At 48.3% G+C, this 20,339-nt stretch carries 12 protein-coding genes; 11 read left to right on the top strand and 1 reads right to left on the bottom strand.

All coding sequences use genetic code 11. The features are described from left to right. Window positions 1–6: 6 nt before the first annotated feature. On the top strand, window positions 7–5,001 hold the full coding sequence (locus JMX98_RS03335) for a translocation/assembly module TamB domain-containing protein (RefSeq protein WP_201584709.1): 4,995 nt from the start codon (window positions 7–9) through the stop codon (window positions 4,999–5,001). A gap of 193 nt (window positions 5,002–5,194) precedes the next feature. On the opposite strand, the gene hemP is transcribed toward JMX98_RS03335, so the two are convergent. Then, a complete protein-coding gene (gene hemP, locus JMX98_RS03340) occupies window positions 5,195–5,353 on the bottom strand; it encodes a hemin uptake protein HemP (protein WP_227672156.1) in 159 nt (52 codons plus the stop codon). Between the two features lie 323 nt (window positions 5,354–5,676). Here hemP and JMX98_RS03345 point away from each other — a divergent pair, with 323 nt between their 5' ends. The 10 genes from JMX98_RS03345 (at window position 5,677) to clpA (ending at window position 20,317) form a co-directional block, all read left to right on the top strand. Beyond that, window positions 5,677–6,828: an NUDIX domain-containing protein gene (locus tag JMX98_RS03345; protein ID WP_227680007.1), complete on the top strand. Its 1,152-nt coding sequence runs from the start codon at window positions 5,677–5,679 to the stop codon at window positions 6,826–6,828. A 525-nt stretch (window positions 6,829–7,353) separates the two neighbouring features. Then, window positions 7,354–8,586, top strand: coding sequence for a lipocalin family protein (locus JMX98_RS03350; RefSeq protein ID WP_201584710.1), 1,233 nt, complete (start codon window positions 7,354–7,356; stop codon window positions 8,584–8,586). Between the two features lie 192 nt (window positions 8,587–8,778). Beyond that, entirely contained in the window at window positions 8,779–10,224 is a 1,446-nt protein-coding gene (locus JMX98_RS03355; protein ID WP_201584711.1) for a glyceraldehyde-3-phosphate dehydrogenase, read from the top strand. Window positions 10,225–10,478: 254 nt separating this feature from the next. Then, window positions 10,479–11,687 (top strand): Obg family GTPase CgtA, encoded by a 1,209-nt coding sequence (gene cgtA, locus JMX98_RS03360; RefSeq protein WP_201584712.1) that lies wholly within the window; start codon window positions 10,479–10,481, stop codon window positions 11,685–11,687. A 78-nt stretch (window positions 11,688–11,765) separates the two neighbouring features. Then, window positions 11,766–12,938 carry a glutamate 5-kinase gene (gene proB / locus JMX98_RS03365; protein ID WP_201584713.1) on the top strand — a complete coding sequence of 391 codons (1,173 nt, stop codon included), beginning with the start codon at window positions 11,766–11,768 and terminating at the stop codon, window positions 12,936–12,938. A 274-nt stretch (window positions 12,939–13,212) separates the two neighbouring features. Then, window positions 13,213–14,349, top strand: a complete 1,137-nt coding sequence (hemE, locus tag JMX98_RS03370) for a uroporphyrinogen decarboxylase (protein WP_201584715.1) — start codon at window positions 13,213–13,215, stop codon at window positions 14,347–14,349. 180 nt (window positions 14,350–14,529) lie between these two features. Next, window positions 14,530–15,597, top strand: a complete 1,068-nt coding sequence (gene argC, locus JMX98_RS03375) for an N-acetyl-gamma-glutamyl-phosphate reductase (protein ID WP_201584717.1) — start codon at window positions 14,530–14,532, stop codon at window positions 15,595–15,597. Window positions 15,598–15,785: 188 nt separating this feature from the next. Continuing rightward, window positions 15,786–16,586, top strand: a complete 801-nt coding sequence (locus JMX98_RS03380) for a hypothetical protein (protein ID WP_227680008.1) — start codon at window positions 15,786–15,788, stop codon at window positions 16,584–16,586. Between the two features lie 126 nt (window positions 16,587–16,712). Then, complete coding sequence (locus JMX98_RS03385; protein WP_201584720.1) at window positions 16,713–17,111, top strand: ATP-dependent Clp protease adaptor ClpS; 399 nt, start codon at window positions 16,713–16,715, stop codon at window positions 17,109–17,111. Window positions 17,112–17,761: 650 nt separating this feature from the next. Continuing rightward, window positions 17,762–20,317 (top strand): ATP-dependent Clp protease ATP-binding subunit ClpA, encoded by a 2,556-nt coding sequence (gene clpA / locus JMX98_RS03390; protein ID WP_201584721.1) that lies wholly within the window; start codon window positions 17,762–17,764, stop codon window positions 20,315–20,317. Window positions 20,318–20,339: the final 22 nt, after the last annotated feature.

Genomic DNA, 20,339 nt, shown 5'->3' on the forward strand with positions numbered 1-20,339 from the left:
AGTGTCATGCTGACAAAAAACACCCCGCCCAATAACGCACCAGATGAAGACCCAGCACAGCGCGATGCTCGTGCTGTCAGGCGTTGGTATCCACTGTCTTTTTTGCTCAAATTGTTGGTGCTCATCACCATCGTCTTGGCGATTATGTTGGTGGCGTTTTTTTATGCTGCAGGCACCGAGTCGGGCACGAAGTTTATTTTAGAAAAAGTCAGCGCTGAGACAGGCATTGATTTTAAATATGGCCGTGGCAATCTGCGCGATGGTATTTGGGTCAGCGATATCGATATCAACGCGACTGACGACCTTGAGATTTTGGTCGATAAGGCGTATGTCAAAATAGGCTGGCGTGCGATGTTTGCCAAAGAAGTGCATTTGCGCGATGCAGACATTCATACCATCGAGATCATCAACAACCAGCCGCCAACGGGCGAGCCATTTGATTATAAAACCCTGCAACTACCAGTGAACCTGCGTTTTGATCAGGCCAAAATAAAAAACATCATTTATAAACAAGTGACCAAAGAACCTATCGTGGTGCATGATATCGCCGCCCGTGATTTGACGTGGGTTGGTACGCAGGTCACCGTGGGTCGCGGCGACTTGCAGTATGCTGATATCGTCAACGTCAGCGCATTGCAAGGTGAGATTGAGTTGCAGGGTGATTACCCGCTAGATTTGAGCGCTATCGTAGAGGTCAGCGCGCTAGAAAAAGCCTATATCGATCCGCTCAATGTCACGGCCACAGGTACGCTAAAACGCACCGTTGGTAAAGTGCGTAGCCGCTATAACGACAGCGACGTCAGCGGTAGTTTTGTCGCTCAGGGCTTAGATGACGGCTCGCCGTTTCAGGCAAAGCTGCAATGGGATGATATTTTGATTCCGTATGCTGAGAGCCAAAACATCCGCCTACAAAGCGGTACGGCGACAGCCACAGGGGTCATCTCCGAAATACGTCTGCGCATCAATACCGAGCTGACTGCCAAAGATATCCCATCAGGACATTATCAAGGCCGCGGTATCATTGCCAATAGTCAGCTGCGCGTCGATCGCTTAGATGCTCAAGTACCCGCGGGTAATCTTGTATTACAAGGCATCTTGGACTGGCAAGACAGCTTTGATGCCAAAGTGCGCGCCACTGGCAGTAACTTTGATATTCGCCGTGCCATCCCAGATGACTACGCCGACTTTAAAGCATACGCACCGCAAAAACTAAATGGCAGACTGTCAGTCCATTATCAGCAGCAAGACAGTAATGGTAATCTACAGATAGATGCTGATTTGCGCCAGCGTGATGGCGAGCATGTCAACGCCAATATCGCGCGTGGTAAAGTATCGGCCAAATCCACACAAGCCGCGCCTTGGTATATCGATGCCAATTGGCAAAACCTCATCCGCCGTGATGTACCAAGCATCGGCAATATCGACAGCCCACGTGGGCAAGCAGACGTCATCATTCGCGGCTCGCGTCTGTCGGTCGATGCCAATGCCACCATCAATGAGCTAAACGCTGCCCCTAAAGGCAATTATGATGTACGCGTGCGTAAAGCTGGCGACGTCATTGATATCAATCGCCTCAACTACAATGGTGTGGTGGGCGACTTGTCTGGTACCGGCCAAATCCAATTGGCGCGCAAAAACCGTCCGCTGACATGGCAGATAGATGCACGTACCAATGGCTTGCTACCAAAAGCGTATCGTAGCGACTTGCCGCTAGAGCGCCTGACTGGCAGTATCAGCGCGCGCGGTCGTTTGCTCAATATCAATAAGGGCGGCGCGCGTGGCCAGCGTCATATCGTCACCCTAAACAATACTGACTTACAAGCAGCGCTCGATACCACACAAGACGGCCGTCGTATTGGGCTGACAGGCACAGGCGATGCCAGTGTCGATATCGTCGGAGGTGAGCTGTCGGTGTTTGACGCTCGTTTTGCTGGTCAAGTCGATACCGCTGATGTACCAAAAGGTCGCCTCTCAATTGACGCAGCGGGCACGCCAAAACTCATCAGTATTCGAAACGTAACCTATAACGGTGAAGCAGGGGCGGTCAATGCCAAGGGTGTCATCGACCTGCGCAACCATATCGGCTGGACAGTAGATGGTCGTTTTGACAAGTTTAATGTGGGGTATTTTTTACCCAATAATGCAGCGATTGTCACAGGCGACTTGACCACCAGCGGTGCGTGGCAAACGGCTGCCAAAAACAACCCCAACGCCTCAGGAAAGCTGCAGCGTTTTGCCATAAACTTCGATGGCGTGTTAGACGCCGAGCAGCTGCCAGCGGGTCAGCTGACGATAGATGCCAGCGGCGATGCTCAGTTGATTCGTATCAAGCGTCTGCGTCATATAGGCGCTGCGGGTAGTATCGATGCGACAGGTACGGTTGATGTACGTCAAGGCATCGCGTGGGATATCAAGGCGGTCATGGATCGTTTTAATATCGGATACTTCCTAAAAGATACGCCCAGCCTCATCACTGGTACGATCGATACGGATGGCCGCTGGGGTGACAATCAGCAAACCGTCAATATCAGACAGGTAGATGTAAGTGGTCGACTAAAAGGCCAGCCGCTTAGTGCCAAAGGCAGCTTGACGGCGAAAATGCGGTTGCCAAAAGATCTAGCAAGCTACTTTAAGCGCTTACAAACGCAGGATGCGCAAGCGCAATATAAACAAGTCAATGCGCTAATCGATAGCTTAAATGCCGATAATTTGGTGCTACGCTGGGGCGACAACTACGTCACTGCTGATGGCAACGCCCAGCAGCTACAAACCAAAATCAATATCACAAGCCTTGATCAGCTATCAGACAAACTTGCGGGTAAAGTCACAGGCGGCGCAACCTTATCGCAGCCAGCAGGACAGGCACTGCCCACCATTTATATCGATTTGGTCGGTGAGCGCATCGCGCTGCCAGGATTTATCCTGCGTCAAGGCCGCGTGCGTGGCAAGCTTGTCAATTTAGCAAACAGTCCAAGCCAGCTTATCGTGACGGCAGAAGGTCTGGATGCAGCAGAGCAAAGCTTTAAAAGTGTCAAAGCATCCTTTAATGGTACCGAGCAGGCGCATGTGGTCGATCTGGATGTGGCTAATGAGCAGCTCGATATTGGTGCCAGACTCAAAGGCGGCTTTAATCGTGACAAGCTTGTCTGGTCAGGGGTCATCGGTAAAGGGAGTATAAAGTCTAAATACGCTACCCTAAACCAGCTGCAGCCTGCTCAGCTGATTGTCAACTTGCCTCATGAGCAAGACGGCAGTCGCAACGACTTTAAAGTACAGCTGGCCGCACACTGCTGGCAAGCGTCTGACCAAAGTGGCAAGCTGTGCCTACGCGACAACTTAATTGCCTCACCAGACAAAGGCGAAGTCAATATTGCCTTACAAAACCTTGATACCACGCTGTTTTCAGTATTTTTGCCCAAAGATATTGAATGGCATGGCAAGATAAATGGTAAGGCCATCGTCGGCTGGCAGCGTGGTCGTCCACCGACCATCAATACTACGCTATACTCGGACAATGGCAAAATCGGCTTGATTCAAGATGGTGATAGTGCGCCGGTGACATTACCGTACAAACGCGTGTCCCTGATTGCGTTGTCGGTGCCTGAAGGTATCAAGCTACGCACAGATATCAATACAGGGCGCGGCGCCCGTGGCTATGCTGAGGTGATTGTAGACCCCTATAAGACACCCAAGCCAATCTCTGGCGCGCTGGTACTCAATGAGCTGAATTTAGCGATATTTAAGCCGTTTTTCCCAGGCATGCGAGTATTGGAGGGCAATGTCACGATGGCAGGTGGTCTAGGCGGTACATTGGATAAACCGCAGTTTTATGGTGATGTCAAACTGGCAGATGGCCGTATTGCCATGCTTGATTTGCCCGTCAATCTGACCAATGTCAATACTGAGGCCAAAATCCGCGGTACACAGGCGACCATCGATGGTACCTTTAATAGTGGTTCGGGCACAGGTACTTTGACAGGCACGGTGAATTGGCAGCAAAAACTGCAAGCCAAGCTCAGTATCGTCGGTGAGCGCTTGGTCATCACCCAGCCGCCTTTGCTCGTCGCTGAGATCAACCCTGACATCGATATCATCGTGCGCCCAGGCGATCGTTATGTCGATATCAAAGGGGCAGTGAGCGTGCCATCAGCGACCATCCGTCCGCCAGAGGCCAGCGAAGATATCATCACTCAGACAGAAGATGCTGTCGTTCTTGACCGCCGCTTGATTGGCAATATCGATGAGGTATTAGCAGTCTCCAAGCCTTGGTCGATCAATGCCGATATCGGTGTCGACTTGGGTGACGATATCAACTTCCGTGGCTTTGGTGCGGTCATTCCTTTGGCTGGGGCGATTAACATCAATCAAAATGGCACTGGTATCATGCGCGCAAAAGGGGTAGTGCAGGTGTCACGTCGCACCAATATCAACGCTTTTGGTCAAAGTCTGGAGCTAAATTATGGGCAAGTACGCTTTAATGGCGATGTGATGAAGCCCAACCTTAGTATCGAGGCGGTCAAAACCATCAGTGGTAAGACGGTGGGCTTACGGGTTAAGGGTAATACAGAAAACCCAAATATCATCGTCTTTAATAATGCAGGACTCACCCAGCAGCAAGCGATGAATGCTCTGGTCACCGGTAGAATCAATAACAAGAGCGCCACCCAAATCAGTGAGCAAGGCTTTAAGTCGCAGGTCACCAACAACTTGGCGGCGGCCGGCTTGAGCTTTGGGCTTAGCGGCACGCGCAGCTTGACCAATCAGATAGGTCAGGTGTTTGGTTTGCAAAGTCTGACCGTAGATGCCTCAGGCAGTAGTGAAGACACCAACGTCAATGTCACAGGTTATGTGACACCGGATCTGTATATTCGCTATGGCGTGGGGGTGTTTAATGCCCAAAACAGCTTGTCTATTCGTTATCAGCTGACACGGCGCATCTATGTCGAGGCTACCTCAGCTGCAGAAAACGCGGTGGATGTGGTGTATAGTTGGCAGTTCTAAAATGGATATGGTTAGTTGAACATAAAACAGTTATAGATTGAGCGTCGCGGCTGGTATACATTTTCCTTATTTGGCTGCAATGTATCTCACTGCTATCCCTATTTTTAAAACAGGGGCACGCTGCAATAAAAAACGCCTTTGATAGAAGGCGTTTTTTATTATCGGCGATGTCTGATAACAGACAGATGTCAATTTATTTGGTCAAAATCAAACGGTTATTACGAGTTAGGCGCAGGCGATACTCTTCGCCCTCATGTTCGATACGGACTTCTTTGGTTAAGGCAAATAGGTGCTGCGACTGCAAAGTAGGCAGACGATTTTCGCGACAGTTTAAGTAACGAGAGATGACCATGCTCATAATAAATTCCTTTTGATAAAGTGATAAAACAATAAGTGGCAATAGAACTACTACCTTTAACGATAATAATTATCATTTAGATTTAATGATTTTGCAAGCTAATTGATAAAATAAAATGCAGTTATTATGTAAACTTATATAAATACCTTGCTATCAACCACTTTTTTGTGCTCGCCGAATATCGAAAACCAGCCGTTTGCTAAAATCAGCGCACCGCTAAAGGCAGTCAGATGGCAGTTAGTATTTCGTCATCAATATCATCCATCATTACTATCATTACTATTTCCAAGTAGCTATTAATGCCCTCAAGGACCCTCATGACCCACACAAACCATCCTTCGCCCATTACCAACACTGCCCACATGCCTGCCAGCACCAAAGCCAATGCTAGCGCCAACGTTGTCAATGTCGCCGTGGCTGTCATTTATTATAAAAACTGCTATCTCCTTGGGTTTCGTCATGCCGCGCAGCATCAGGGCAATCTTTATGAGTTTGTCGGTGGCAAGATCGAAGCACAGGAGGGTGCCGAGCGGGCGTTAATACGAGAAGTCGCCGAAGAGATAGGCATCAATGTCGCTGACAACCTGATGGTCAAGCTTGGCCGTATCCATCACGACTATGGTGATAAGCAGGTCAGCTTGCAGGTATATCAAATTGAGCTGACAGCAGAGCAATACGAGCAGCATAAACTGGCTAAGCATGGTCTAGAGGGGCAGGCGCTCAAGTGGGTGGATAAGCGAGCGTTACTGGCAGGTGAGTACCCATTGCCAGCGGCCAATCGTACGATTTTACAGTGGCTGCAGCTGCCACCTGCCATCGCCATCACTTACCCCTTAGCGCATTTTGGCGGCCACACCGATCCAGCGGCAGCATGGCTGGCCTACCACCAGCAGCACCTTTTGCCCAGTGCGTGGGTGTATGTACGGCTCAAAGACGCAAGTGTGTCACGCGCTGACCGCACAATTGCCCAGCTCATGCAGAGGCGACCAGATATTCAGGCTATTTTGCCATTGACTAATGATGGCTCTAGTAGCGCTGAGATCGGGGATACGCCCACCTCTCAGGCGCTAATGGCACACCAGCCCATCAGCGCATACCATCTGACTCACACGGAGCTGCTGCGCTGGCAACATAGCCAATATGGTCAGACGGCCGCTGCCGACTCAATACCCGCAGGGCAACCACTTATCGTCAGCTGTCATGATGCCGAGAGCATCGCCGCCGCCAATCAGCTGGCACGCATGCGCATCCAGCAACAACTGCCGCCTATCATCGGTATTTTTGTATCGCCCATCCTGTCTACCCAAACCCATCCCGATACTACGCCACTTGGCTGGCAGGCATGGTCTTCACTGACCAAACTGGCTGACATGCCCGTCATTGGTTTGGGTGGATTATCGCCGTCAATGATCGATAAAGCCAAGCAATACGGCGGCGTCAGTGTGGCGGGCATTCGTCAGTTTTTATAGGCGCAAAACTGCAAAAACACAACAAATATTAAGTCGGCTAAGCCACTGATTTTTTAGCGTATTTATCTGTTTGGTAAACATGTATTTATATTGCATCATAAACACATATCTACTTACAAACCGTTGCGTTTCCCTACATTGCGACACTGTTTTTGTGGGGTAGCTGGTCTTAATATATACCGTCTAACAAAGTCAATTAAATACCGATTAAAACGCCCCTAAACAGCTAACTATTTATCGCTTATCCAAACGATACCTTATTATAAAAACAGTATGGCAGACACAGCATTTAGTAAATAGCGTTTAGTAAAAAAGCGCGCTGATACTTACTGATATTCTTATGTGTTTATACCAGTCCCACGTTGACATATAGTGTATCTGCTTTATTTAGAATCGACGATAGCGCCATTATAGGCTTAGGTTAAGACGTAAGACCACGACTACACCCATTAGGTGTTATCTACAACGTATAAAATTGACAGTGTATCAAGCATATTTAACAGACATAATAAATACGGTATATCTATGAAAACCAATAAGTTACCTAAATCAGCTTGGTCTGATTCACAGGAAGCTGGTTCTCAATCTCAGCAGAGCAGTTCATTTAGCGACTGCTATTTACACAGTGAATTGACCAAAAGCAGCGCACAGCAAACAGACAATGTCAGTCATGCTGCTAGCAATGATGCCAGCTATCGTGATGATCTGGTAGATGAGATAGCGAGTAGCAGGTATTCGCAGCCAGCGCCCACTCAGGTGTCTTTACAAGACAGTTATTTTGGTTATAAAAAGGTGAGCAAAAAACCTGCCAAAATAAAAGACTCTGTCATGATGGATGACATCCAGGCAACCTCGCCGCCAAAAGATAAGCACACAACGTCAAAGTGCCTGACGGGTCATGGACAGACGCCTGTGGATGCAATCATGCAGCAAAGCGCTCTTAATACCTACGACAAGTCTAAGAAAGTAGGCGCGTCATCAAAGCCTAGTTCATCAGCAGCCGATGGACAGACATCCTACGGCTCTACGTCTTATACAGACTCATATAGCGAAATACCGGAGCGCGTATTTATGAATGGATTGATCAAGCACACAGGCATAGCCTTAGCGATTATCATACCTCTGGCGGCATTTTCTGCTTATGCTGCATCGCCTGAGACAACCACAGCGGCAAAATCAAGCACAGTGGCAAAGACCAGCAGAGCTGAAATGACAGAGACACTAGCTGTGCAGCCGAGTGATATCATCCATAAATCTGCGACCACGCCGACCACAGTCGACAGTGTGGATCTAAACAAATACGCGGGGACGTGGTATGAGATAGGTCGTTTGCCGATGTATTTTCAGCGTAACTGTGCAGGCGATGTGACGGCCAACTATACGCAAAAAACGGATGGCTCGGGCGTTATCGTCACCAACAAGTGCTTGGATAATGACGGCGTAGAGATCGTTGCTGACGGTTTGGCCAAACCTGCTGATGCCACTGGTAGTAAACTCAAGGTTACGTTTTTGCCATCGTGGATACGCTGGCTGCCAGTGGGCCGTGCCGACTATTGGGTGCTGGCACGTGATGGCGATTATAAAACTGCCTTGGTAGGGACGCCTGACAAAGACTATCTTTGGTTGCTGGCACGCTCACCAGATATCGCTCAAGAAACGTACGCCAAATATCGTCAAATTGCCCAGCAGCAAGGCTACGATTTAAAAGAATTTAAGCTGACACCGCAGTCCAAACAAACGGTCAACTTGGTCCCATAATCCTGTTCGCGTGGTTAATGACTGGCAAAATAGGGCGTTTTAGGCTAAAATCTAGGCGCTCTACATACTCTAACGCAAATAACCAAAATCGAGAGTCTTGATGACTCCATAAGTGTCAACGCTTAGAGCCAAAACTGCCCATCTATTTATTTTTCTTCACACTTTACTGATCATACATTACTGACCATAAGGATGTTTCTCGTGAGCAACGCTGATACCTTACGCCAATTACATCAAGACCACTTGAGCAACTACAACGCCCAAGAGCAACAAGCCATTGAGCTAATGGGGCTGCTAAATAAGCTTTATAATGAGCAAGACGTACAAGTGACTTTGTTCGGCGAAACGCTAGATACCAGCTCAGTGGGTCAAATATTGGCACTGCATCAAAAAGTAGCATTGCGTGAGCAAGGCGCAAAGACCATCCAAGTCGCTGACACCTTGACCATGGTAAAAACTTTGGCAGAAAATAAAGGCCTTCAAGCCGCTCGTATCGATGTCGGCCAGCTAATCGCCTCTGACACTGACGTACAGGCTGCCCTGCAAGCTGTCAATCACGAGCAAGGGGCGATGAACAGCGCCACTGACGTGGTACTATACGGTTTTGGCCGTATCGGTCGTATCTTGACTCGCCTATTGTTATCGCAAGCATCTAGTGCCAAAGGCTTGCAGCTAAAAGCCATCGTTGTACGTCCTGCAAAAGCAGGCGATCTGGCCAAGCGTGCGTCGTTGTTAGAGCGCGACTCTATCCATGGTAGTTTTGCTGGCGGCGTGACGGTTGATGAAGACAACAACGGCCTGATCATCAATGGTCGCTTTGTACAAGTGATTTATGCCAATGACCCAAGCACCATCGATTATACCGCTTATGGCATCGCTGATGCATTGGTGATCGACAACACAGGTATCTGGAAAGACGAAGATGGCCTTGGTAAGCACTTACAATCTACTGGTGTCAAAAAAGTACTCCTAACCGCACCAGCAGGCGGTGATATCAAAAACGTCGTGTATGGTGTCAACAATGACACAGTCGGCGATGATACCATCGTCAGTGCAGCCAGCTGTACCACCAACGCTATTACCCCAACGCTAAAAGTACTAAACGATGAGTACGGTATCGAAAACGGTCACGTCGAGACCATTCACTCATTTACCAATGATCAAAACCTAATTGATAACTATCACAAATCAGACCGCCGTGGCCGTAGTGCCGTATTGAACATGGTCATCACCAGCACAGGCGCTGCAAAAGCAGTCGGTAAAGCATTACCGGAGCTCAGTGGTAAGCTAACTGGCAATGCCATTCGCGTTCCGACCCCCAACGTGAGTCTTGCGATTTTGAACTTAAATCTAAAAACCGCGCCAGAGAGTGCTGATGCGTTAAATGCGTTTATGCGCAAAATCGCCAACAGTCGCACTTGGCAGTCGCAAATCGCTTATACAGACTCGACTGAAGCGGTGTCGACCGACTTTGTTGGGACCACTCATGTTGGTATCGTCGATGCGCAAGCAACTATTTTGACTGATAATTATGCTATCGTATATATCTGGTATGACAACGAAGTAGGCTATAGTACTCAGGTCTTGCGTTTGGCTACCCAGATGGCTGGCATTAGCTATACGCAAATTCCTGCATAAAACGTAAGCTAAGCGCTGCAAACTCAAATATAATATAAAGCACCCGATAGTCCGATTGGTTATCGGGTGTTATTGTCATCATGAAGGCTAAGTACTAACTACTAAATGCTAAATGCTAAGCGCTAACTACTCAGTGCTAAGCACCAACAATAGGACTTTGGCAGTCGTCATGACAACACCCCCTAGCAAAAACCTAAAATACAGCCGCTGGTTGTAGCCAGTTATAGACTGGATTGTAAATTAAGGAACGTAAGATGCGATTTATTGATGAAGCCGTCGTAACGGTAAAAGCAGGTGACGGTGGTAACGGAATCGCCAGTTTTCGCCGAGAAAAATATGTCCCACGTGGTGGCCCTGATGGCGGTGATGGTGGTAGCGGCGGTGATGTCTATGTCATTGCTGATGACAACACCAACACCCTAGTGGACTATCGCTATACGCGCCGCTATGATGCAAAACGCGGTGAAAATGGACAAAGTAAAAACTGTTCAGGCAAAGGCTCAGAGGATATTTATTTGCCTGTGCCGGTCGGTACGACGGTGGTCGATACCGAGACTGATGAAGTGTTAGGAGATTTGGTCGAAATTGGTCAGACGCTATTGGTTGCTAAGGGCGGCGATGGTGGTCTGGGCAATACCCATTTCAAAAGCTCGACCAACCAAGCACCGCGCAAGGCGACTTCAGGTTTTGAGGGCGAATTAAAAGTACTTAAGTTTGAGCTAAAAGTCGTCGCTGATGTGGGATTGGTCGGTTTGCCCAATGCGGGTAAATCCACCTTTATCCGTCAGGTCTCGGCTGCCAAACCAAAGGTGGCGGATTATCCCTTTACCACGTTGGTGCCAAACTTAGGCGTCGTCGATATCGGTCGCCATCGCTCGTTTGTCATGGCAGATATCCCAGGCTTGATCGAAGGCGCATCCGAAGGGGCTGGGCTGGGTATTCGCTTTTTAAAGCACGTGGCTCGTACGCGTCGTCTGCTACACTTAGTCGATGTCAAGCCCGTCGATGGCAGTGATCCGGTAGAAAACGCCCGCGTGATCTTAAATGAGCTTGAGCGTTTTTCTCCTGAGCTGGCCAACCTCCCGCAGATTTTGGTACTCAACAAAATCGATCAGGTCGCTGAGGAAGACTTAAACGAGCTGTGTACGCATATCGTGGCTGAGCTTGGCTGGACAGGTATGGTCTTTCGCACCTCTACCTTGACTGGGGAGGGAGTGGACGCGGTCAAATACCACCTGATGAACGATATTGAGCGTGAGCGCGAGCGTGAGATAGAAGACCCTATCTTTGCTGAAGCACAAAAAGAGCGTTTCGCGCGTTTAGAAGAAGAAGTTCGCCTAAATACCGAAGCTCAGCGCGAAGCATATAGAGCCGCTCGCCGAGCTGCGCGTGAAGGCATAGATAACAACGACGATCGCTTAGATGACGACGAAGATGGCGTTGAGGTGGTTTATGTGCCTTAAGCTATGATGCTTAAGCTGATATACTTAAATGTTTAGAGCAACCCCCGTAATCAATTGACACAAGACACAGGAGTTTATATGGCAGATGACATAGCAAATACGACCGAAGAAGCAAGGTTTATTAAGCAAACTCGCAACTTTGATATTCAGCGCGTTATTGTCAAGATTGGCTCATCGTTATTAACCAATAACGGCCGAGGGCTGGATCGAACTGCCATTTACGAATGGGCCAAGCAAATTGCAAAGCTGCATAAGCAAGGCGTGGAAGTGCTGCTGGTGTCCTCTGGTGCAGTTGCCGAAGGTGTGGTACGTATGAACCTTGAGGAGCGCCCACGGAAGCTTGCCGCCTTGCAAGCGTGTGCATCTATTGGTCAGATGGGTTTGATTGAGACCTGGTGGTCGGCTTTGATTCAACACGGTATCCAAAGCTCACAGCTTTTGCTGACACACGATGATTTGTCCAACCGTAGTCGTTATCTAAATACCACTGGCGCCTTGACCCAATTGTTGGACTGGCGCGTCCTGCCGGTCATCAATGAAAATGATACCATCACTATTGATGAGATTAAGTTTGGTGACAATGACACATTGGGCGCGATGGCAGCGGCGATGGTCAATGCAGATTTGTATATTATCCTCACAGACCAAGAAGGCGTCTTTACAGACAACCCGCGTGACAACCCCAATGCCAAGATGATTCGCCAAGAGCGCGCGATGGCAGATTATTTGTTTGATATCGCAGGTGATGGCGGCAAGCTTGGGCGCGGCGGTATGCTGACTAAGATCCGCGCCGGTCGCCTTGCTGCTATGGGCGGCTGTCCGACGGTGATTGTCAGTGGTGCGATCGATGATGTCATCACGCGAGTGGTCTCAGGCGAGGCGGTGGGTACGCTATTGACCACCAATGATGAAGACAAAATCATCGCCCGCAAACAGTGGCTGGCTGCCCATCTACGCATGTCAGGCACCCTGATCGTCGATGCTGGAGCGGCCAAGGCGGTGGTCGAGCATAATAAGAGCTTATTGCCTGTCGGGGTGGTAGAGGTACGCGGCGATTTTGATGAAGGCGATGTGGTAGAAGTGGTGCACCAAGACACAGGCGAGCGTATCGCGGTCGGCCAAGTCAACTTTTCATCTCGTGATGCGCACCGTGTGGCTCGTGAGCGAACTGAGGAGTTTGATAAGATACTTGGCAATCATGAAGAGCGCGTGGTCATGGTGCACCGAGACAATCTAGCACTGACCGTCTGATCCTATTTAGCGGTCTGATCGCTATTTTCAATGACGAAGGCGTGTCCTTATTTTTATCGATATCTATCGATAGATATTTGATTGAGGACACGCCCTAATAATAAATGGCATTTAAGCTTAAGCTTTGGGCGCTCCTATCAACTCATGAGACGGTTTTTAGTATTTATATGCCGCCATCTATACGTTATCAGCGTTTATCATTTTTTATTCACTTTATTTATCCAGTACAGTATGCAAAGAGATATAAATACTGTGCGGTTTTGGAGATTTTTACATGAGTGCTTCAGACAATAATCATTCGGCTCAGCAAGCGTTTGTGCCGTTAAAAAACGATAGATTGCTACGTGCCTTACGCTTTGAGGCTGTTGATACCACCCCTGTTTGGATGATGCGTCAAGCTGGCCGTTATTTACCAGAATATAAAGCCACGCGGGCAGAGGCTGGCGATTTTATGAGCTTGTGTAAAGACACTGCGCGTGCCACCGAGGTCACCTTACAGCCACTGCGTCGTTATGATTTAGATGCGGCGATTTTATTTAGCGATATTTTGACCATTCCTGATGCGATGGGTTTGGGTTTGTACTTTGAGACAGGCGAAGGCCCAAAGTTCAAGTACCCGATTCGTCAGCAGGCAGACCTTGATAGACTGCCAGTGCTGGATATGAATGACTCGCTTGATTATGTCATGCGTGCGGTGACCAGTATTCGTCAGGCGCTAAATGGCCAAGTACCCTTATTTGGGTTTTCTGGTAGCCCTTGGACACTAGCCACTTATATGATCGAAGGCGGCAGCTCAAAGGACTATCGTTATACCAAAGGTTTTTTGTATAGCAATCCTGAGTTTTTGCATCAGTTATTGGATAAGTTGGCTAGCGCAGTGGTGGATTATTTGGACGCTCAAGTGGTCGCTGGTGCTCAGATTTTACAGATATTTGATAGCTGGGGCGGCACGCTTGGTCATCGTCAGTTCGTTGACTTCTCTCATGCCTATAATAAGCGTATCGTCGCTGAGCTAAAGATTCGTCACCCGCAGATCCCAGTGGTGCTATTTACCAAAGGCGGTGGCCTGTGGCTCGATGTGCAAGCAGACAGTCAGGCGGACGCACTCGGGCTAGACTGGACCATGCCGCTAGATCGCGCGCGCCAAGTGCTCAATGAGAGCCAGCGTCAATTGACCAAGCAGCACAAAAAACTACAGAGCAGCAAAGCACTACAAGGCAACTTAGATCCAGCAACCTTGTATGGCTCGCCTGCCACCATCCGCGCAGAAGTAACGGCGATGCTCGATAGAGCCTATGCAGATGGCGAAAAAACAGGCTACGTGGCAAACTTAGGTCACGGTATCACGCAGTGGGTCAACCCTGAAAATGCCAAGGTGTTTATTGATGCGGTTCATGACTATAAACTTTAGTTTATAGCGCATGAGCCATGCTTTGATGTGAGAGCAAATGCTTATCGTCAGTCGAATCCCGCAACGGGTACTGTCAGCGAGCTTGATGACAGTAGAGCGATACTTGCGTTTGTTTTCTGGCTACTTTACTTTTAGGCATGATGTTACTCAAGTAAAAAAACAAGTAAAAAAGGATATCTTATGATTTCAGCAGCTATTGTCGGCGGTACAGGCTATACAGGTATTGAGCTTATTCGCTTATTATCTGCTCACCCCAACGTGTCTCTTGATTTGCTAACGTCACGTAGCGAGGCGGGTACGCGCGCTGATGAGATATTTCCAAGCTTACGCGGTATATCAGACATCGTTTTTAGTGATTTGGGTGAAGATACACTTGGGGCGTTACAAAAGTGCGATGTGGTGTTTTTTGCGACCCCTCATGGGGTGGCGATGAAGCAGGCCGAGGCGCTCACGCAAGTGGGCGTTAAGGTCATCGATTTGGCTGCTGATTTTCGTTTGCAGTCCTTGACGGATTTTGAGCACTGGTATCAGCAGTCGCATGCTTGCCCTGAGCTGCTAAAAACGGCTGTTTATGGCTTACCTGAGGTCAATCGTGCCAAGCTTGCCGAGGCGCTGGTCGTGGGCAATCCTGGTTGCTATCCTACCACGGCGATTTTAGGTCTCAAGCCTATTATCGAAAAACAAAACACCCAAGCAGATAGGCTGATCGAGCCGCGTATCGTCATTGATGCAAAATCTGGTGTCTCAGGCGCTGGACGTCAGGCAAAACTTGCGCTCAATTATGCCGAAACGACAGATAATTTTAAGGCTTATAGCGTTGAGGGGCATCGTCACCTGCCTGAGATCGAACAGGGTGTGGCACAGTTACTAGGCAGTCAATTTACGCATCGCATTCGTTTTTTACCGCATTTGGTGCCGATGATACGCGGTATGCTCAGCTCCATTCATATGGAGATGACAGAGGCTGGGACGGCTATTGACTGGCAGCAAGCCTTCGAGAATGCTTATACAAGTGAGCCATTTATCGATGTCATGCCCAAAGGCAATTATCCAGATACCCGCAGTGTCCGCGCCAGTAACCGTCTGCGTATAGCGATACATCAAGACAACGAGCGCGCTGAGCTGACAGTGATCGTGGTACAGGATAACCTCGTAAAAGGAGCAGCAGGACAAGCGGTACAAAATATGAATGTCATGTTTGGGCTTGAGGAGTCATTGGGATTGAGTTTTGCACCCATTGTTCCTTAAGGTGTTGTTTTGTTCGCTTTTTTCTTACCTTATCATTCACATTTATGGTGCTAGGTATTGATTATAAATTCCGCTATACTAACTTGCCCTTACTATTAAGAGATACTGTCTAAATGCGTATTCAGATTGCACTACGCCTTAGCCCGCAGCCAGCATGTGTATCATGCCAAGCCTTTGCTCCATGCGATATGAAGCAAAGGAAGCAGTCTTTTAAAAACAGCGTGGTGAGCAATATCGGGCGCACGCAGCAAGGCGCTTCGTCATTAGTATTGGCTTTGTTTGTGGTGGTGATTCTGGTCACCGCGATTGTGGGGCTGATGTTTGGTCACAAACTTGGCTATCAGCGCGGTACCCACTCGATGCAAAACGAAGCCAAACAGGCGATCATTGATAGCAAAGAGGCCAGTAAAGAGCTGGAGGATTTGCGTCTGAGTAATAAGGTTGCGACCAATCAAGCCGCCACTGCTAAGCAAGAGCTGGCTATTAGCTTAGCAAACTTACATGAACTGCGTGAAAACCAGCAAGCTCTGACAGTAGAAAATCGCCAACTGACGCAGCTAAATGAGGTGTATGCAGAGGCGCTCACTGAAAAAGGCGGCATGCCACTAAAAGTACTGGGGGCTAAGATTGAGCCGCTACCTGAGAATGCTTTTGAGTATGGGTTTGATATTGGTATGCTCAGTGCGGATGGCTCAGCCAAACGTCTAAGACCAACTTTGACCTTGCTCAATGATGGCGAGCTGGTCGAAGTGCCACTTGAGCCGGCAAACCATATGATAGAAGGTATCGTACGTATTCGTGGTCGCTTTATGATGCCATCAGGCTTTAAACCTCTACAAGTCAAACTCAGCTTGCAAGCAGGCAATCAGCAAGTAGAGCAGCTGTATGACTGGAAGCTGGGCGACAGGGTGGAAAATATGCCGCTGTCTTTGTTGGATCTGCCTGAGGTGGATGAAAGCCCGATTGAACCAAAGAGTGCGACAGACTAGCGGCCGTCTGTCTGTTCAGATCGGCATCAATAATAGACGATAATAGTCTGCCTGCTTGTTATCACCTTTATCACTTCTATAACTTCAAACTTACCTTATAATTATACTTTGATTATGATAAAACAAATGACACTACAAGATGCGCCAATGGTATGCGATTGGCACTTTCCAAACCTGCCCGCCCACCGTGCCCAAGATGGTGATACAGAAGAGGAAACCTCACCGCAAGCAGACGTACTGGTGGCTGAGCCAGAAATCGCCAAGCCGCCGATGTATGCGGTGGTCATGTACAACGACAACTACACACCGATGGAGTTTGTGGTGTATGTCCTGCAGTCGGAGTTTCGTCATAGTATGGATGCTGCTGTGGAGATTATGCTGACCATTCATAATAGTAGCAAAGGTATCGCGGGCATCTACCCAAAAGATATTGCTGAAACTAAGGCCAAAAAAGTCAACAGTCTGGCTCACCGCGAAGGGTATCCGTTATTGACCCAAATCGAACCACATCAAGGGGAAGGGTAATAAAGGATAATAGCGCCGTCTGATGCCAACAACTTTACGTAAGCCTCAAATTAATACGTTTGGTTTTTGATGGTGTTTATCAGTCATTCCCCCATCACCCAATCACCATAGTCAAATCCAAGTAACTCAAATATAGGGCTATCAAGTCGCTCAATAAAACAGTGAAAAAAAGAAGCAGTGAGATAAAAAAATGGATATTTTATCTCGCTGTACTGTTTTTATAACCAATTTGCTATCACGTTCCCATTCTTCACCTTACTTCTGTATCTCTGCCTCCTTGTTGTTTGCTTTCTTATCCTGCCTGTTTGTGTATCTTGTTATCTTGCGGTCTTGACGCAATATGCTTCGATACATTTTAGTCGATGTTAATAGATTGACTATGGGTAAATATCGTGTTGAGATAAAGAAAAGCGAATATGAGTCATAATGCCCTGTACTCGACTGCTCGGCGCAGGCTTAATCGTCGATAGATGACTCTTTTTATCGGTAAGGGTATCCAAAACAGGGAGGTTATGGTCCGCATTATTGATTTATATCAAGTAATTATGCTGCCATTGCCCTTGAACAATCCATCTATCGCCCTGATTTACTTATTAACTCATTCATAAAGCTATCAATTATAAAGATAGGTACAACCGTAGGAAGCCCTTATGTTAAGTCGTCATCTTGAAGTTTCTTTGCGTTTAGCAATGACGCTTGCGCGCCAAAAATCGCATGAGTATCTCACTGTTGAGCATCTATTGTTGGCGCTACTAGAAAACACTCATGCCGCCAACACCCTAACGGCCTGTAATGCCAATGTTTCAGCGCTACGCACCGAGCTTGAGGCTTATATTAATAAGCACACGCCGACGGTGGATGCTGATACCGAACAATCCCCGCAGCCAACCCAAAGCTTTGATCGCATCTTGCAGCGTGCTATCTTTCACGTACAGTCTATCGGCGGCGGCCGTCTGGTAGAAGGCTCGGATATTCTTGTGTCGATGTTTTCAGAGCACGACACCTATGCAGTATATTTGCTCAAAAAGCAAGGCATCAGCCGTCTAGAGCTGACGCAGTATCTCTCGCATGGTCAAGATAAAGATGAACCATCAGAGCCACGTGCATCGATGACAGGTGAGCGCCGCGGTGCCTCAGAAAAGACCAGTAAAGATCCGCTAGTCGAGTTCGCTACTAATCTAAACCAGCGTGCCGCGGAAGGTAAGACCGATCCGCTTATCGGCCGCGCGTCTGAGATTGAGCGGGCGGCACAAGTGCTATGCCGTCGCCGCAAAAACAACCCGCTATTGGTGGGCGAGCCAGGCGTAGGTAAGACCTCTATCGCTGAAGGTTTGGCGTGGCTTATCATCAACGAAAAAGCGCCAAAGCCATTGAATGGCTGCGTGATTTATAGTCTGGATATCGGCGCGCTTATCGCTGGCACCAAGTATCGCGGTGATTTTGAGAAGCGCATGAAATCCTTGCTTGATGCGCTAAAGAAAAAACCCAATGCGATTTTGTTTATTGATGAGATTCATATGATTATCGGTGCAGGGTCATCAATGAGTAGCAATATGGATGTCTCAAACCTGATCAAGCCGGCCCTTGCCAATGGCGAGCTGCGCTGTATCGGCTCGACCACCTTTACCGAGTATCGTCAGTTGTTTGAAAAGGATCATGCTCTCTCGCGTCGTTTCCAAAAAATCGACGTAAAAGAGCCAAGTGTCGACGATACTATCGATATTTTACGCGGGCTTAAACCGCGTTACGAAGAGTTTCACAATGTCGAATATAGTGATGAAGCATTGGTCACAGCAGTTCAATTGTCAGCCAAGCACATCCATGAGCGTTTTTTGCCAGACAAGGCGATAGATGTCATCGATGAGGCAGGTGCCTATAAGCGCTTGGGTGTTGTCCCTGATTCTGATGATGTCGCGGCAGAAGAAAGCTTCATCGCTGATTTAGAGCAGGATTTTGATACACCAGTTGCAGCAGCGGACGATGCTGAGACAGACTATAGCAGCGAGATGCAAGCGGAGGCAAACACTGCCAAAGCCGATGATCAAGCCTATGCGAACGAGAAGTCTCATGAGGACTCTCAAGCCACTGAGGTGAAAAAAGCACCGATGAAAATCGATGTGGCAGATATCGAAGCCATCATTGCTAAGCTTGCCCGTATTCCGCCCAAATCGGTGTCCAGTGATGATAAGAGTATCTTGGAGCACTTGGATCGTGACCTCAAGCACTTGGTGTTTGGTCAGGATGAAGCCATCACGACTTTGGCAGATGCCATCAAGCTGTCGCGAGCTGGACTCAAAGCGCCAGATAAGCCGATTGGCTCGTTTATGTTTGCCGGCCCAACAGGGGTAGGTAAGACAGAAGTATCGCGTCAGTTGGCCAACCTGCTCGGCGTGGAGCTGGTACGTTTTGATATGTCAGAATACATGGAAGCGCACACCGCATCACGTTTGATTGGCGCGCCTCCTGGCTATGTTGGCTATGATCAAGGCGGTCTGCTGACCGAAAAAATCAATCAGCATCCGCATTGCGTGCTGCTATTAGATGAGATCGAAAAAGCCCACCCTGATGTCTTTAACTTGCTACTGCAGGTGATGGATCATGGTACGTTGACGGATAATAATGGCCGCGTTGCTATCTTTAAGCAGGTGATTATCATCATGACGACCAACGTCGGTGCGGAGAGTATCAGCCGCTCGTCCATGGGCTTTACCCAGCAAGATCATAGCCGTGACAATACTGAGGCGTTAAAACGGGTCTTTACCCCTGAGTTCCGTAACCGTTTGGATGCGATTATTCAGTTCAATCCATTAGATACCTCGGTCGTGGTATCAGTGGTCGATAAGTTCTTGGTTGAGCTACAAGTACAGCTCGATGACAAACAAGTGACATTAGAGATCGACGATGACGTACGTGACTATCTGGCGGACAAAGGCTATGATCGTCTAATGGGGGCGCGTCCGATGCAGCGCTTGATACAGGATGAAATCAAAAAGCCGCTTGCGAGTATGATTTTGTTTGGTGACTTGGTCAATGGCGGGGTCGTACATCTGACCTTGGCACCTGAGGCACAAGACGAAACAGACGAAAACGCTGTCGCATTAGAAAAAGGTCAGAGCGCTAATAAAGGCTCGGCAGACAGTCGTATCGTGCTGACGGTGGTGGAGACGCACGAGCCACACCCAGACTCTGAGTCATTAGTCAGCTAAGGCTTTGCTACCAATATAATAA

Source organism: Psychrobacter sp. HII-4 (genome assembly GCF_904846595.1).
GTDB lineage: Bacteria > Pseudomonadota > Gammaproteobacteria > Pseudomonadales > Moraxellaceae > Psychrobacter > Psychrobacter celer.

Excerpts from the sequence above, each read along its gene's own strand:
- JMX98_RS03345 (WP_227680007.1), top strand. The coding sequence starts at position 5,677 with ATGACCCACACAAACCATCCTTCGCCCATTACCAACACTGCCCACATG.
- hemP (WP_227672156.1), bottom strand. The coding sequence starts at position 5,353 with ATGGTCATCTCTCGTTACTTAAACTGTCGCGAAAATCGTCTGCCTACT.
- clpA (WP_201584721.1), top strand. The coding sequence starts at position 17,762 with ATGTTAAGTCGTCATCTTGAAGTTTCTTTGCGTTTAGCAATGACGCTT.
- JMX98_RS03335 (WP_201584709.1), top strand. The coding sequence starts at position 7 with ATGCTGACAAAAAACACCCCGCCCAATAACGCACCAGATGAAGACCCA.
- JMX98_RS03385 (WP_201584720.1), top strand. The coding sequence starts at position 16,713 with ATGACACTACAAGATGCGCCAATGGTATGCGATTGGCACTTTCCAAAC.
- argC (WP_201584717.1), top strand. The coding sequence starts at position 14,530 with ATGATTTCAGCAGCTATTGTCGGCGGTACAGGCTATACAGGTATTGAG.
- proB (WP_201584713.1), top strand. The coding sequence starts at position 11,766 with ATGGCAGATGACATAGCAAATACGACCGAAGAAGCAAGGTTTATTAAG.
- JMX98_RS03380 (WP_227680008.1), top strand. The coding sequence starts at position 15,786 with ATGAAGCAAAGGAAGCAGTCTTTTAAAAACAGCGTGGTGAGCAATATC.
- JMX98_RS03355 (WP_201584711.1), top strand. The coding sequence starts at position 8,779 with ATGTTTCTCGTGAGCAACGCTGATACCTTACGCCAATTACATCAAGAC.
- hemE (WP_201584715.1), top strand. The coding sequence starts at position 13,213 with ATGAGTGCTTCAGACAATAATCATTCGGCTCAGCAAGCGTTTGTGCCG.
- JMX98_RS03350 (WP_201584710.1), top strand. The coding sequence starts at position 7,354 with ATGAAAACCAATAAGTTACCTAAATCAGCTTGGTCTGATTCACAGGAA.
- cgtA (WP_201584712.1), top strand. The coding sequence starts at position 10,479 with ATGCGATTTATTGATGAAGCCGTCGTAACGGTAAAAGCAGGTGACGGT.